General features: G+C 64.5%; 17 protein-coding genes, 1 tRNA gene and 1 pseudogene. 9 read left to right on the top strand and 10 right to left on the bottom strand.

Annotated features, from left to right (window positions below; translation table 11 throughout):
• Positions 1-15: 15 nt before the first annotated feature.
• From HGI46_RS06220 to HGI46_RS06195, 6 genes are all read left to right on the top strand, one after another.
• Complete coding sequence (locus HGI46_RS06220) at positions 16-777, top strand: molybdopterin-binding protein (protein ID WP_168903533.1); 762 nt, start codon at positions 16-18, stop codon at positions 775-777.
• Complete coding sequence (locus tag HGI46_RS06215; protein WP_240946618.1) at positions 761-1,486, top strand: peptidylprolyl isomerase; 726 nt, start codon at positions 761-763, stop codon at positions 1,484-1,486. Before HGI46_RS06220 ends, HGI46_RS06215 begins: the two co-directional genes overlap by 17 nt.
• Complete coding sequence (locus HGI46_RS06210) at positions 1,467-2,012, top strand: hypothetical protein (RefSeq protein ID WP_168903531.1); 546 nt, start codon at positions 1,467-1,469, stop codon at positions 2,010-2,012. The genes HGI46_RS06215 and HGI46_RS06210 overlap by 20 nt, the downstream gene beginning before the upstream one ends.
• 73 nt (positions 2,013-2,085) lie before the next feature.
• Complete coding sequence (locus HGI46_RS06205; RefSeq protein ID WP_168903530.1) at positions 2,086-3,576, top strand: ATP-binding protein; 1,491 nt, start codon at positions 2,086-2,088, stop codon at positions 3,574-3,576.
• A complete protein-coding gene (locus tag HGI46_RS06200; protein WP_118073201.1) occupies positions 3,569-4,015 on the top strand; it encodes a response regulator in 447 nt (148 codons plus the stop codon). Before HGI46_RS06205 ends, HGI46_RS06200 begins: the two co-directional genes overlap by 8 nt.
• Complete coding sequence (locus HGI46_RS06195; protein WP_168903529.1) at positions 4,012-5,052, top strand: response regulator; 1,041 nt, start codon at positions 4,012-4,014, stop codon at positions 5,050-5,052. The genes HGI46_RS06200 and HGI46_RS06195 overlap by 4 nt, the downstream gene beginning before the upstream one ends.
• Here HGI46_RS06195 and HGI46_RS06190 read toward each other — a convergent pair.
• The 5 genes from HGI46_RS06190 to secE all read right to left on the bottom strand — a co-directional run bounded on the left by HGI46_RS06190 (position 5,027) and on the right by secE (position 7,382).
• Positions 5,027-5,215, bottom strand: a complete 189-nt coding sequence (locus tag HGI46_RS06190) for a hypothetical protein (protein WP_118073199.1) — start codon at positions 5,213-5,215, stop codon at positions 5,027-5,029. The genes HGI46_RS06195 and HGI46_RS06190 overlap by 26 nt on opposite strands.
• Before the next feature lie 92 nt (positions 5,216-5,307).
• Entirely contained in the window at positions 5,308-6,009 is a 702-nt protein-coding gene (gene rplA, locus HGI46_RS06185) for a 50S ribosomal protein L1 (RefSeq protein ID WP_118073198.1), read from the bottom strand.
• A 4-nt stretch (positions 6,010-6,013) separates the two neighbouring features.
• Complete coding sequence (rplK, locus tag HGI46_RS06180) at positions 6,014-6,445, bottom strand: 50S ribosomal protein L11 (protein WP_039331852.1); 432 nt, start codon at positions 6,443-6,445, stop codon at positions 6,014-6,016.
• Positions 6,446-6,621: 176 nt separating this feature from the next.
• On the bottom strand, positions 6,622-7,161 hold the full coding sequence (gene nusG / locus HGI46_RS06175; RefSeq protein ID WP_039331850.1) for a transcription termination/antitermination protein NusG: 540 nt from the start codon (positions 7,159-7,161) through the stop codon (positions 6,622-6,624).
• A gap of 26 nt (positions 7,162-7,187) precedes the next feature.
• On the bottom strand, positions 7,188-7,382 hold the full coding sequence (gene secE, locus HGI46_RS06170; protein ID WP_118073197.1) for a preprotein translocase subunit SecE: 195 nt from the start codon (positions 7,380-7,382) through the stop codon (positions 7,188-7,190).
• A 296-nt stretch (positions 7,383-7,678) separates the two neighbouring features.
• Here secE and HGI46_RS22075 point away from each other — a divergent pair, with 296 nt between their 5' ends.
• A complete protein-coding gene (locus HGI46_RS22075; protein WP_240946617.1) occupies positions 7,679-8,257 on the top strand; it encodes a hypothetical protein in 579 nt (192 codons plus the stop codon).
• Positions 8,258-8,556: 299 nt separating this feature from the next.
• Here HGI46_RS22075 and HGI46_RS06160 read toward each other — a convergent pair.
• Positions 8,557-8,632 (bottom strand) — tRNA-Trp (locus tag HGI46_RS06160).
• Between the two features lie 69 nt (positions 8,633-8,701).
• On the opposite strand from HGI46_RS06160, the gene aat reads away from it, so the two are divergent.
• On the top strand, positions 8,702-9,502 hold the full coding sequence (aat, locus tag HGI46_RS06155) for a leucyl/phenylalanyl-tRNA--protein transferase (RefSeq protein WP_118073195.1): 801 nt from the start codon (positions 8,702-8,704) through the stop codon (positions 9,500-9,502).
• 35 nt (positions 9,503-9,537) lie between these two features.
• Here aat and HGI46_RS06150 read toward each other — a convergent pair.
• The 4 genes and pseudogenes from HGI46_RS06150 to HGI46_RS06135 form a co-directional block, all read right to left on the bottom strand.
• Positions 9,538-9,900 (bottom strand): annotated as a pseudogene (locus HGI46_RS06150) (DUF2155 domain-containing protein); the annotation flags it as partial.
• 53 nt (positions 9,901-9,953) lie between these two features.
• Positions 9,954-10,367, bottom strand: a complete 414-nt coding sequence (locus tag HGI46_RS06145) for an NADH:ubiquinone oxidoreductase subunit NDUFA12 (protein ID WP_118073194.1) — start codon at positions 10,365-10,367, stop codon at positions 9,954-9,956.
• Positions 10,368-10,498: 131 nt separating this feature from the next.
• Positions 10,499-10,996 carry a DUF192 domain-containing protein gene (locus HGI46_RS06140; RefSeq protein ID WP_118073193.1) on the bottom strand — a complete coding sequence of 166 codons (498 nt, stop codon included), beginning with the start codon at positions 10,994-10,996 and terminating at the stop codon, positions 10,499-10,501.
• Positions 10,980-11,552: a RecX family transcriptional regulator gene (locus HGI46_RS06135; protein ID WP_168903528.1), complete on the bottom strand. Its 573-nt coding sequence runs from the start codon at positions 11,550-11,552 to the stop codon at positions 10,980-10,982. The genes HGI46_RS06140 and HGI46_RS06135 overlap by 17 nt, the downstream gene beginning before the upstream one ends.
• 163 nt (positions 11,553-11,715) lie before the next feature.
• On the opposite strand from HGI46_RS06135, the gene HGI46_RS06130 reads away from it, so the two are divergent.
• On the top strand, positions 11,716-13,473 hold the full coding sequence (locus tag HGI46_RS06130; protein WP_168903527.1) for a fatty acyl-AMP ligase: 1,758 nt from the start codon (positions 11,716-11,718) through the stop codon (positions 13,471-13,473).
• The last annotated feature ends 16 nt before the right edge of the window (positions 13,474-13,489 follow it).

Here is a 13,489-nt window from a genome sequence, read left to right as displayed (position 1 = left end):
GATACCAATCGCGCGATGACTGACGAATCCCGCATCTGGACCGCCGCGCTGATTGTCGTGGGTGACGAAATCCTGTCCGGCCGCACGCAGGACAAGAACATCGCCCAGGTGGCGACCTGGCTCGGCGTCCAGGGCATCCGCCTGCGCGAGGTTCGCGTCGTGGCGGACGACATGGTGGCCATCATCGAGGCGGTCAACGCCCTGCGCACCCGCAACGACTACCTCTTCACCACTGGCGGCATCGGCCCGACGCACGACGATATCACGGTGGATGCAGTAGCGGCGGCGCTGGGCGTGGACGTGGTGATCCACCCCAAGGCCCGGGCGATCCTGGAAAACTACTACGCCACGCGCGGTGGCCTGAACGATGCGCGCCTGCGCATGGCCCGCGTCCCTGCCGGCGCGGACCTGATCGAGAACCGCGTTTCCGGCGCCCCCGGCATCCGCGTGGGCAACGTGTTCCTGATGGCGGGCGTGCCGGGCATAACCGCACAGATGCTCGATGGCCTGACCGGTCAGCTCGAAGGCGGTTTGCCGCTGCTCTCGACAACGGTCGGCTGCTGGGTCGCCGAAAGCGAGATCGCCGACCTTTTGCGCGAAACGGAAAAGGCGTTCGATGGCGTGCAGATCGGCAGCTACCCGTTCTTCCGGGAAGGCAAGACCGGGGCGAACTTCGTGATCCGTTCGGTCAGCGACGCGACGCTCAAGGCCTGCGCCCATGCGCTGGAAGAGGGGCTGGCCGCAATCGGCCGCTTCCCGGTTGCCGGGGGCATCTGAGATCGTGCTGACCCGTCGTCTTGCCCTGCTGGCGCCGATCGCCTTCGCTCTGGTTGCCGCCGCGCCGGTAAAGAAGCGCGCGCCCGCCCCGCGCCCGGCAGCGCCGGCCTATCCCGCACCGTCAACCGCTCCCCTGCCCGACACGGTCCGTGTGGCGCTGGAGACCGAGGCCGGGCGAATCGTCGTCGAAGTCGACGTGAAGCGCGCGCCCGCATCCGCGACGAACTTTGTCCGCTATGCCGAGACGAAGCGCTTCGATGGCACGGTGTTCTACCGCGCGATGCATCTCAACTGGGGAGAGCAGCCCAACGGCCTGATCCAGGCCGGAACGCGCGGCGACCCGAAGCGCAACCTGCCGGCAATCGCGCATGAGCCGACCAATGTGACCGGCATCCTGCACAAGGCCGGCACGCTTTCGATGGCCCGCTATGCACCGGGCACGGCAACCGGCGACTTTTCGATCATGGTATCGGACCAACCGGGACTGGATGCCCAGCCGGACTCGACAGATCCCGAGGCCAAGGCAGGATATGCCGCATTCGGCCAGGTTGTTGAAGGCATGGACGTGGTGAAGGCAATCTTCGCGGCACCGATCTCGGAGACCGAGGGCGAAGGGATCATGCGCGGCCAGATCCTGGCAAAGCCGGTGAAAATCCTGTCGGCCCGGCGCGTGACCGTTGTTGCGCCCGATGCGCCGCCCGCGCCTTGATCGCCTGCTGCTGGCCCTGCTGCCAGCGCTTACGGGATGCTCCCCGGCCCTGAATGACTTCGAACGCACGCTGGCCGCAAACGACAGCGCTACGGCGGCACTCGGCCAGTGGTGTGAACGGCGGCGGCTTGCCGAACCTCCCGTGATCCGTGCCTTGTCCGATCCTGCTGCTTCACCGGTCTCGGCCATAATCCGCCAAAACCTCGAGATTTCCCGCGACGAGCCAGTGGCCTACCGTCATGTGCGGCTGGTCTGCGGCGAGAGAACGCTGTCGGTAGCGCACAACTGGTATGTCCCGTCACGCCTGACGCCCGACATGAACCACACGCTGGTCACGACCGATACGCCGTTCGGAAAAGTCGTGGCGCCGCTCCGCTTCCAGCGTGAACGCCTGGCGCAGACGCGTGGGGCGATGGAACAGTGCCCACAAGGGACAATCCTCTCGCACCAGGCCCGGCTGCGCACGGCGCAGGGCGAACTGATCAGCCTGGTTATCGAGTGCTATACGAAGGAAAACATCCAGTAACTTTTCTTTACGCAAGACGGGAACGCAATGGCGGCCTGAGGATTTCCTGCGTCGACGGGAGTACAACCTTACGATGCCGACGACGCCGACCTACGCTTTCTCGCGCGATGCGGGGAACAACCGGCTTATCCTGCTGCTGCTCGCAATCGGCTTCGCCGCCGTGGTTGCGGCGGTTGCCGCCGTGGTCATCGTGCAGAGGCAGGCAGAGACCGATGCCTACTGGGTGGAGCACACGCTGGACGTGGAAGCCTCGCTCAATCGCTTTGTCCGCCACGCCGAGCGGACCGAGACGGCCCGGCGCGGGATCATCATTGCACCCACCGAGACAACTTTCACGACCATCGCCGAGAAGGCCATCGCCGACGCGAATGCCGAACTGACGCGGCTCGAGGCTCTGGTACTGGACAACTCGTCGCAAGTCCGGTCGGTCGAGGGCTTGCGCAAAGCTTTCGACAGTTATTCCAGACAGGCGCGCACCACCGAGGCGGAAGCCAAGCTGGGCATTCTCAAGGTGGAATCGCTCGACAGCGACGAGACCGTTGCCGCCATCCGCTACATCCGCGCTTACGTCGACGAGATGCTGGCTCGCGAGGACAAGCTACTGCGCGAGCGGAACCAGGCGCAGGACAAAACCCGCACCCTGCTTTCGGCAATGCTGTCGCTTTGCGCCGCGCTGGTGATCGGTGTCGCCATTGCGGCGGTTCAGATCATCCGTCGCAACATTGCCGAGATCGACGGCAACCGGCGTGAACTCCACCTGCTCAATCAGGAGCTCGAATCGCTGGTCGACGAGCGTACGGCCGAATTGCAGCGCGCCAACGCCGAAATCCAGCGCTTCGCCTACATCGTCAGCCATGACCTGCGCTCGCCGCTGGTCAACGTCATGGGCTTTACCGCGGAGCTTGATGCGGCGCGCAAGGTCATCGGCGAACACGTGCTGAAGGACGGCGAGGAAGTGCCGCAACAGGTGCGTCTGGCGGTGGAGGAAGACCTGCCCGAATCCATCGGCTTCATCCGCTCGTCGACGCAGAAGATGGACCGGCTGATCAACGCGATCCTGCGCCTCTCGCGCGAGGGCCGCCGTACCCTTGCCCCGGCGCGCGTGGCCATTGCCGATGTGGTTCAATCCATCGTCGAGTCCCTGCAGCACCGCATCGACGAGACCGAAACGCGCGTGGAACTGGGCGAACTGCCCGTGGTCGAAACGGACCGGCTGGCGATCGAACAGATCCTGTCGAACCTGATCGAGAATGCGCTGAAGTACCTGCAACCGGGCCGCCCCGGCGAGATCCGCATTGCCGGCAGCACTGCGCACGGCCGCGCCATCATCACGGTGACCGACAACGGCCGTGGCATATCCGCCCGTGATCACGAGCGCATCTTCGATCTGTTCCGTCGATCGGGCATGCAGGACCAGCCGGGCGAAGGCATCGGTCTCGCCCATGTACGCGCGCTGGCCTATCGCTTGGGCGGGCTGGTCGAAGTATCATCAGAAGAAGGACAAGGTTCGACCTTCACGGTCAGCCTGCCGATCAAGTTTCAATCCGGAGTAGCCGATGCCTGATCAACTCGCCGTCAACATCGTCATGGTCGAGGATGACGAAGGTCATGCCCGGCTGATCGAAAAGAACATCCGCCGCGCCGGTATCTCGAACATGATCCATCATTTCACCGATGGCACCAGCGCGCTCGACTACCTGTGGAACGATCCGCACGGCCCGGCACACAATGGCCCCGCCCTTGTCCTGCTCGACCTCAACCTGCCGGACATGAGCGGGATCGACATCCTGTCCAAGATCAAGAGCGATCCGCATCTGCGGCGCACGCCGGTGGTGGTGCTGACCACGACAGACGACAAGGTGGAGATCCAGCGTTGCTACGACATGGGCTGCAACGTCTATATCACCAAGCCGGTCAACTACGAGAACTTCGCCGAGGCGATCCGCCAGCTCGGCCTGTTCCTCTCGGTCATCCAGGTGCCGGACGCCGAGGAGGCCCATTGAGCGCGGAACCCGTCCGCCTCCTTTATATCGATGACGATCCGGCGCTGCGCCGTCTGGTGCAACGTCGCCTCGGCACGCTGGGCTTCGAGATCACGCTGGCACCCGACGGGCACGAGGGCCTTGCGGCGGCGCAGGGCGAAGATTTCGACGTGATCGCGGTGGATCACCACATGCCGGGCATGGACGGGTTGCAGACGCTTGAGCGGCTGCTCGAGCTGCCCTCGTGCCCGCCCGTCGTCTACGTTACCGGGGCCGATGATGGCCGCCTTGCCGCAGCGGCCTTGCGCGCTGGTGCTGACGACTATATGGTCAAGTCGATCGGCGAGGACTTTATCGAGCTGCTGCGCTCGGCCTTCGCGCAGTCACTCGACAGAGTGCGGTTGCGCCGCGCCAAGGAACAGGCCGAGCGTGACCTGATCGCCAGCAACGAGCGGCTCGGCGCCCTGCTGCGCGAGGTCAACCATCGCGTCGCCAACAACCTGCAGATGACGATGAGCTTCATCAACATGCAGGCCTCGGTCCTGCCCGAAGGCGAGGCGCGCAACGCGCTGCTGGCCTCGCAACAGCGCATCGGCGCCATCGCGCACGTCAACCGCCACCTCTATGCCACCGGCAATGTCGAGAGCGTGGCGCTGGACGAATATCTCGCCAATCTCGCCCGCGATCTGACCGAGACCTGGACGTCGCCACACGCGCCGCGCACCGTCGTGGCCCGGGCCGAACCGATGGAATTGCAGACGGACAAGGCGGTCACGCTTGGCATCATCATTTGCGAACTCGTGGCAAATGCGTGCAAGTACGCCTACGGCGCGGACTGCGCGGGCGAAGTGCGGATCATCCTGTCGACCAGCGCGGATGGCCGCGTTCGCCTGACCGTGGAAGACGATGGTGCGGGGTTTGGCGAGAACGCCGAGACCAAGGGCACCGGCCTTGGGCAGCGACTGGTCAAGGCCATGGCGCGTGGCCTTGGCGCCTCGATCTGCGCGCAGAGTGCCAACCCCGGCTTTCGGGTCAGCCTCGAGTTCGATCCGGGCTGACCGTCCAGTCGCCAATCGCGCCTTCCATGGCGGCGTCGGCATAGGCTTCGAGTTCACGCCAGTGGCGATCCCAGCCGGGCCCGCGCTTTTCGGGCGGAATGATCGCTTCCACTTGCAGGCGGGCAACGGTGACCGGGTTCTTGGCGAGTTCGGGATCGGGCATCCGCCGCTCCTAGACGAGTGGCGCTGGCAGAAAAAGGGCCGGAGAGGTTTCCCTCCCCGGCCTTCTTTTTTATTGGCTTCGATCGTTGAAGATCAGCCGCCGTGAACCTGGGCAACGTCGATCTTGAGGCCAGGGCCCATCGACGAGGACAGGCCGACCTTGCGGACGTACTTGCCCTTGGCGCCAGCGGGCTTGGCCTTGACGACCGCATCGACGAAAGCGTCGAAGTTGGCGCGCAGCGCTTCGTCCGAGAACGAGAGCTTGCCGATGCCACCGTGAATGATGCCGGCCTTTTCGACGCGGAATTCGATCTGACCGCTCTTGGCAGCCTTGACCGCATCGGCGACGTTCGGCGTGACGGTGCCAAGCTTCGGGTTCGGCATCAGGCCCTTGGGGCCCAGCACCTTTCCGAGGCGGCCGACGATGCCCATCATGTCGGGCGTCGCGATCACGCGGCCATAGTCGAGGTTGCCGTTCTGCATGTCCTCGAGCAGGTCTTCGGCGCCAACCTTGTCGGCACCAGCGGCGAGAGCGGCTTCAGCCTTGTCGCCACGGGCGAAAACGGCGACCTTGACGTCCTTGCCGGTGCCCGAGGGCAGCGTGACCATGCCGCGGACCATCTGGTCGGCGTGGCGCGGATCGACGCCGAGGTTCAGCGAAACTTCAAGGCTCTCGTCGAACTTGGCGCTCTTGAGGTCCTTGAGCAGCGCGATGGCTTCATCGATTGCGTAAAGCTTCTGGTTGTCGCCCAGCTTGGTGGTCAGGGCCTTCTGCTTCTTGGTCTGCTTGGCCATGGAATCAGCCCTCCACCACGGTGAGGCCCATCGCGCGCGCGGAGCCTTCAATGATCTTCGTTGCGGCGTCGATGTCGTTCGCGTTCAGGTCCTTCATCTTGGCCTGGGCGATTTCCGCCAGCTGCGAGCGCTTGATCGAACCGGCCGAAGCCTTGCCCGGGGTCTTCGAACCCGACTTGATGCCAGCGGCCTTCTTGATGAAGAAGGTGGCGGGCGGGGTCTTGGTCACGAAGGTGAACGAGCGGTCCGCATAGACCGTGATCACGGTCGGCAACGGGGTGCCCTTTTCCACTTCCTGCGTCGCAGCGTTGAACTGCTTGCAGAATTCCATGATGTTGACGCCGCGCTGACCCAGCGCCGGACCGATCGGCGGAGCAGGCTTTGCTTCACCGGCTGCAACCTGCAGCTTGATATAGCCTTCAATCTTCTTGGCCACGATGGCCTCCTTTCTTCCTGTCGGCCCGCCTGTTGGAGCAAAGCCTCAGAGTGAGCGGTCAAACGCTCCGGAAACCGGAACTCCCGCACGGAATCACTACCCTTTCAGGCAGCGAAGCGCGGGCCGATAAGACTATCGGCCCGCAAAAGCAAGTGTTGCCTGTAACCCTTGGCGGATCAGCCGCGAACCAGTTCGACTTCCTCGAAGCCCAGCTCCACCGGGGTGGCGCGGCCGAAGATCGAAACCGAGACCTTCACGCGGCTCTTGTCGAAGTCCAGTTCCTCGACCACGCCGTTGAACGAGGCAAACGGGCCTGCATTGACCTTGACCTGATCGCCGATCTCGTAATCGACCGAGACGTTCTTGCGCGGTTCGGCAGCGGCCTGCTCGCGCGCGCCGAAGTAGCGGGCGGCTTCCTTGTCGGAAATCGGCTGCGGCTTGTTGTTGGTGCCGAGGAAGCCGGTCACCTTCGGGGTGTTCTTGACGAGGTGGTAGATGTCGTCATTCATCGCCAGCTTGGCGAGGACGTAGCCCGGCATGAACTTGCGTTCGACCTGGACCTTCTTGCCGCGCTTGACTTCAGTGACGGTCTCGGTCGGCACTTCGACCGCTTCGACCAGCTGCGAAAGGCCGATACGCTCGGCTTCGGAGATGATCGCTTCCTTCACCTTGTTCTCGAAACCGGAATAGGCGTGAATGATGTACCAGCGGGCCATATCGTTTCTCTTGGTTCTTTAGGTGGTCAGGCAAGCGAGAGCAGGAAGCGGACGGCTGCGCTGAACAGCGAGTCGATGCCGAGGAAGAACACCGCGAGGATCAGCATCATGATGCCGACGAAGATCGCCGTGGTGGTGGTTTCCTGGCGGGTCGGCCAGACGACCTTGCGTGCTTCGGCCTTCACCTGATTGAAGAACTCGCCGGGGCTGGTCTTGGCCATTGCTCTGGTGCCTTGCTTGCTGCGGCAGGAGCCGCGTGGAATTTCGTTTCTTCCGGCTAGGGGTCATCGCCGCCCCGGACAAGTCCGGGAGGGGCTGGCGATTTTCCGATGTCGGAAGTTCCGTTCATTTAGTCCGCAAGGGCCCCGTTGGCAAGTGCAGCGATGGGGTGCGGTAATGGGATGGCCTGCTCCCAGCCCCGGGCGACCCGAGCCACGGGCAGGAACGCAGCCACCTGCGCCCCGTTGAACGCCTGCACGAAAACGGGGCGCAAGATGGGGCGAAAGGAACGAGAACCATGAAAAAGATCATTCTCCCGCTGGTGGCTCTTGCCATGGCCGGCACTGCGCAGGCCCAGAGTGGGCAGGCCCAGAGTGGGCAGGCCCAGAGCGGCCAGACCAAGGCCGAAGGCTCGGCCAACGCCGGTGCGCAGGTTTCGACCGGCAACGGCGCGGTCAATGCCAATACCGGTGCCGGCGCAGACGTGAGCACGACAGCCACCACGCAGCGCGATGCGACAACGAAAGGCATCGGTGGAGATGTTTCAACCACCGTCCAGACCCGCAACGAGGTTCGCGCAGACACGCGGGCAGCAGATCGCGCAGAACGCAAGGCCGCAACAACCGCTGAGCGCACCAAGCGCAAGGCCGAAGCTACCGCAGAGCAAACCCGTCGCGCGGCCGAGCGGACGACTGGTCGCGTGAAAGACCGCGCCACCGGCACGATCGACGACGTGGCGACGTCGGGCGCAGTCGATGCGGCCGTATCGGGCCGGGGTTCGCTGGGCGGCAGCCTGGGACAGACCGGTGCTGGCGCTGCCGGGTCGCTGCAGGGCGGCGTGGCCGGCGGTGCGTTGGGCGGCCTGCATCGCAAATAACCCCCAGCATCAAAACGGGATGGAAAGGGCGGGCCAGAGACGGCTCGCCCTTTTTCGTGCCGGTTTCGTCGGCTCATCGGACATTGCTACTGGCGTTGCGCAGTCGCGGTGCTAGCATCCTGCCACTCTCAAGCGAACCAGACGCGTGAGACGACTGGGGGCGGGCGCTTAGGCGTTCCGCCTCTTTTTTCGATTGCGGCAAACGGCCTGACGCATCCTGTATGGCTGCTCAGTGGCGGCCAGTACTTCGCGCTGTCTTCAAGGTGATTCGCGGCGCCGAACCTCGCCTTGGTGGCGAGTGGCAGGAGTGGAGGGACTCGAACCCACGGCCCTCGGTTTTGGAGACCGATGCTCTACCAACTGAGCTACACTCCTGTGCTCTGAGCGGCCCCTTAAAGACTTGACGGCGGGAGCGCAACCGACCGAAACACATTATTGAAGATTATGGCCCGCAACGATCCCCATGCCATCCCGCCCGAGCTTCTGCTCAAGGCCTATCGTGCCGGGATTTTCCCGATGGCGGACAGTCGTGACGATCCCGAAGTCTTCTGGGTGGAGCCGCGAATGCGGGCGATTCTGCCGCTTGAGGGGTTCCACCTTTCGAAATCCCTGGCCCGCACGTTGCGGCGCGGCAAGTTCACCGTGACCTGCAATGCCGCGTTCGAAGCGGTGATCGACGCCTGCGCCGCGCCCCGCCCCGGTGCCGAGGAAAGCTGGATCAGCGCGCGGATTCGCGAAAGCTACATCGGGCTTCACGAGCATGGCCACGCTCATTCGATCGAATGCTGGAGCGAAGGACGGCTGGTCGGCGGGCTCTATGGTGTCGGATTCGCGCGCGTGTTCTGTGGCGAATCGATGTTCAGCCGCCAGACCGATGCCTCGAAGGTCGCACTGGCCTGGCTGGTTGCGTCGCTGCGGGCGGTTGGCGCGGAATTGCTCGACTGCCAGTTCACCACGACTCACCTGGCGTCACTGGGTGCAATCGAGATCCCGCAAAGCCAGTATCTGCAACTGCTGTCGCAGGCTCAGCGGCCTTATTCCCCGGCCGAAGTTGCTGCGGGTCGCGCGCTTGTCGCAGCAGTTGGCGAAGGACTGGGGGCAGGCTTTCGAGCGGGACCGGGCGCAGGATCGGGCGAAGCCGCCGCGCTGGCATTGCCGCTGGGCTTTGCCGCACTGCGCGCCGAAGCGACCGGCTCTTCCTCGCCGGGGAAGGTCATCGCGCAGTCCTTGACCCATACGTCATAGACGGGGTGCTCGACCACGCTCAACGACGGGGCGTTCCGGAACAACCAGCCCGAAAACACCTTGCGCCAGGCCAGTGGCTGATCGGTGCTCGCCCGCTCTTCGACGAACAGCTGGACGAAAGCGCCGGTCTCGGGCGGATCTTCCCACGGCGCGGTCTTCTCGCACGTGGCGAGCTTGACGATGGCATTGCCGATCCGCCGCGATTCGCCGCTCTTGAGGACAACGTCCTGCGTGATGTTGTTGCGCTTGTTAAGAAAGCCGAGCGTTGCCACGCGATCCTTGATCGGTGTGCCGAATTCGCTTTCGATCGCCGCTCCCGAAGCCGTGGCAATCGCCGCACCGCTCTCGGTCGCCTCGGGTGGCGGCGGAGGAGCCTTCTCGCCGCATCCGGCCAGCATGAGCACGCCCGCAAGGACGAGCGCCCGGGTTGCCGGCGATGCGTCCGATGGCATCAGGCTTCCGGAACCCAGGCTTCGTAGTCGCCGGTTGCGGCGGCACGCTTGCCGCCACGCTCCAGCGCGCCCTGCGGACGGTAGGCCTGGACAGTGCCGGTGGCGTTCGGAGTGTACTCCGCCTCCCAGATGCGGGCAGGCGGCAGGTTGCTTTCAGGCACACCGTCAAACGAGCCGTGCAGCCAGCCATGCCATTCGGCAGGCACGCGGCTGGCATCGTTGGCGCCGTTATAGATCACCCACCGACGTTCACGCCCGGCAAAGGGGTGGCCCTTGGGAAAGGGCTTCTTCGCGCGGAAATATGCGTTTCCTTGCGCGTCGGTGCCCACCTGCTCACCATTCAGTGCGCTGAACAGCATGGTGGTGACGGTGGCGCCATTCCACCATGTGAAGATCTTGCCGAGGATGCTCATGCTACCTGCCTTGGATATTACGGCGCGCTTAGCCGCTGATGGGGGGAGTCGGCAAGCGCGTTGATGCCGCTGCGCTTATCTTACCAGTCAACCCTGTTCACCATTCAACCCTGTTCACCATTCAACCCTGTTCACCATTCAACCTTGTCGCCCGGCTTGATGCCGAGCCTTGCCGCCAGCCCGCCGTTGATTTCCAGCACGGCCAGCGTCGGCCCGTCCGCAGGGAGCGGGGTTTCGTCATAAGGCCTGGCATTGGCCGCGATGTTGAGGATGCGGCGATCGAGGCCGACGAAGATGATGTCGAGCGGAATCACCGTGTTGCGCATCCAGAACGACGCAATATCCGGCGGATTGCGCAGAAAGATCATGCCTTCGTCATCGCCGATCTCGGTACGGAACATCAGCCCCTTGGCCTGTTCGGCAGACGTGCGCGCGACTTCCGACCTGAATACGTGCGCCCCGTTGCCGCTGGTCACCGTCACCGGCGTGATCTGGAGGCCCGAGACCGGATGAACCGCCGCCGTTGCGGCCTGGGGCTGGGCCTTCGCCCCGGCGTCGGCCGCACCCGGCGAGCATCCTGCTATCAACGCAAGGGCAGAAAGGACGGCTAGTCTAGTCAGCTGCTTCATCGATCCACTCTTCCAGAGCTTCGGGGCTGGATGCATTCACCACCTCGCGCGCATAGGCAAGGGGGTGTCCTGCCCTTAGCATGGCTGCGACCTGCTTCTCGCGCTGTGCCGGGTCAAGCCCGCCGCCCCCGCCAAACGGGCCGAAGCGCCGCTTCCGCGCCATGACGAGTGCCGCCCGGCGCCGCTCGGCATCGCTGCCCCGCGCCTCCTCACGCAGGGTTTCGGCAATTCCCGCCGCGCCCAGCGCCTGGTCGATCCGCCGCGCCCCATAGCCCCGCCGCAGCAGGCTTTGCGCCTTGCCGCGGGCAAATCCGGCATCGTCGACGTAACCGAGTGCGACGAATCGGCTGACGATCGCGTGAATATCCGCCTCGCCTTCCCCCTCCCATCCCCGTTCGCGCAGCTTTCGCCTAAGGTAGTCGGAAAGCTTGCCCGCGCTGGTGGCAAAGCGCGCGACATAGGCCAGCGCCAGCTCGTCAAGCCGCGCGGCGTCGAGCGGCCTCGGCGGTTTCCTTTCGCGGCGGTTGCCACGGCCATCAGGGGAATTGCAGTCCATCCGCCACATTCGTGCCACAGTCCCTGCTAAATGAGAACGTCCGTACCGTGGTGGCGTTGTTTTCGCGTCACGGACCAGTAATGGGCCGTTCGAGCTAATGGACCGTTCATCGGCGGGTCTGCACAGGCCCGCAGGACGAATGAAGAGAACATCGGGGTATCGCATGACTGTTTCGAACGCTGTCGCTGACAAGGCGATTCTCGTTCCCACGCCCAATATCGACGTGCAGCCACGTCGGTATGCGGACTTCGATACCTTCTGCGATGCGTTGGACTATGCCGCAAAGGGCAAGCTAGGATTCAACTTCCACGATCCGCGCGGCACGCTCTCGCGCGTCTATCCCTATTCCGAACTGCGCGAGGACGCGCTGGTGGCTGCACGCCGCCTGTTGGCGCTGGGCGTAGCTCCCGGCGATCGCGTTGCCCTGGTGGCCGAAACCGGCCCCGATTTCGCGGCGATCTTCTGCGGCGCGATGTATGCCGGCGCCTGGCCGGTGCCGCTGCCTCTGCCGACCAGCTTTGGCGGCAAGGAAAGCTATATCGACCAGCTCGCCGTCCAGCTGGCCAGCTCGGACCCGAAGATGCTGGTCTATCCCGGCGAGATTGCCGAGATGGCTGGCGCTGCGGCCGCACGTCAGGGCTGCGCCGGTCTTTCGTGGGACGAATTCCATGCGGGCGACCAGTCCGACGCCGCCCTGCCCACGCCCGATCCTGACGCAATCAGCTACCTGCAGTATTCCAGCGGGTCGACGCGCTTTCCGCATGGCGTCGCCGTCACGCACCGCGCGCTGCTGGCGAACCTCGCCGGCCATTCGCACGGCATGAAGATCGCCGATCCCGACCGCGCGATTTCGTGGCTGCCGTGGTATCACGACATGGGCCTGGTCGGCTGCTTCCTTTCGCCGATCGCCAATAGCGTCTCGGTCGACTATCTCAAGACCGAGGACTTCGCCCGCCGTCCGCTGGCGTGGCTTGACCTGATCAGCCGCAACAAGGGCACCACGCTCTCCTATTCGCCCACCTTCGGCTACGACATCTGCGCCCGCCGCATCTCCAGCCAGACCCACGTCGCTGACCGTTTCGACCTGTCGCGCTGGCGCGTTGCCGGCAACGGCGCCGATATGATCCGCCCCGACGTGATGCAGAACTTCGTCAACGCCTTTGCCGAAGCCGGCTTCAAGGCCGAAGCCTTCCTGCCGAGCTACGGCCTTGCCGAGGCGACGCTGGCCGTGACCATCATGCCGCCGGGCGAAGGCATCCGCGTCGAACTGGTCGAGGAAGAGCGCCTTTCCGGCACGCCGCGCGATCTTTCGCGCCCCGCCCGCTACCGCGCCATGGTCAACTGCGGCGTGCCCGTGCTCGGCATGGAAGTGGCAATCCGGGGCGAGAGCGGCAACGAGCTTTCGCACCACCACATCGGCAAGGTGTGGTGCCGCGGCTCCTCGGTCATGCACTCCTACTTCCGCGACCCGGAAGCGACCGACGCCTGCATGGTCGATGGCTGGCTCGATACCGGCGACATGGGCTACGTCGATGAAAAGGGCTACCTGTTCATCGTCGGCCGCGCCAAGGACATGATCATCATCAACGGCAAGAACCACTGGCCGCAGGACATCGAGTGGGCCGTGGAACAGCTTCCCGGCTTCCACCAGGGCGACATTGCCGCATTCTCGGTCGAGACCGAAAATGGCGAGGAAGCGCCTGCCGTGCTGGTGCATTGCCGCGTTTCCGACCCGGTCGAGCGGGTGAAGCTGCGCGACCAGATCCGCGACAAGGTGCGTTCGATCACCGGCATGAACTGCGTGGTCGAACTCGTGCCGCCGCGCACACTGCCCCGCACCAGCTCGGGCAAGCTCAGCCGCGCGAAGGCCAAGAAGCTCTACCTTGCCGGAGAGATCGCGCCTTACCAGCTCGCCGCCTGATTGTTCCGATCCGAAA

The sequence above is a fragment of the Novosphingobium sp. ERW19 genome, assembly GCF_012641315.1.
GTDB lineage: Bacteria > Pseudomonadota > Alphaproteobacteria > Sphingomonadales > Sphingomonadaceae > Novosphingobium.
Note: the sequence above shows the minus strand (reverse complement) of the source record. Positions and strands in the feature narration are given on the sequence as shown.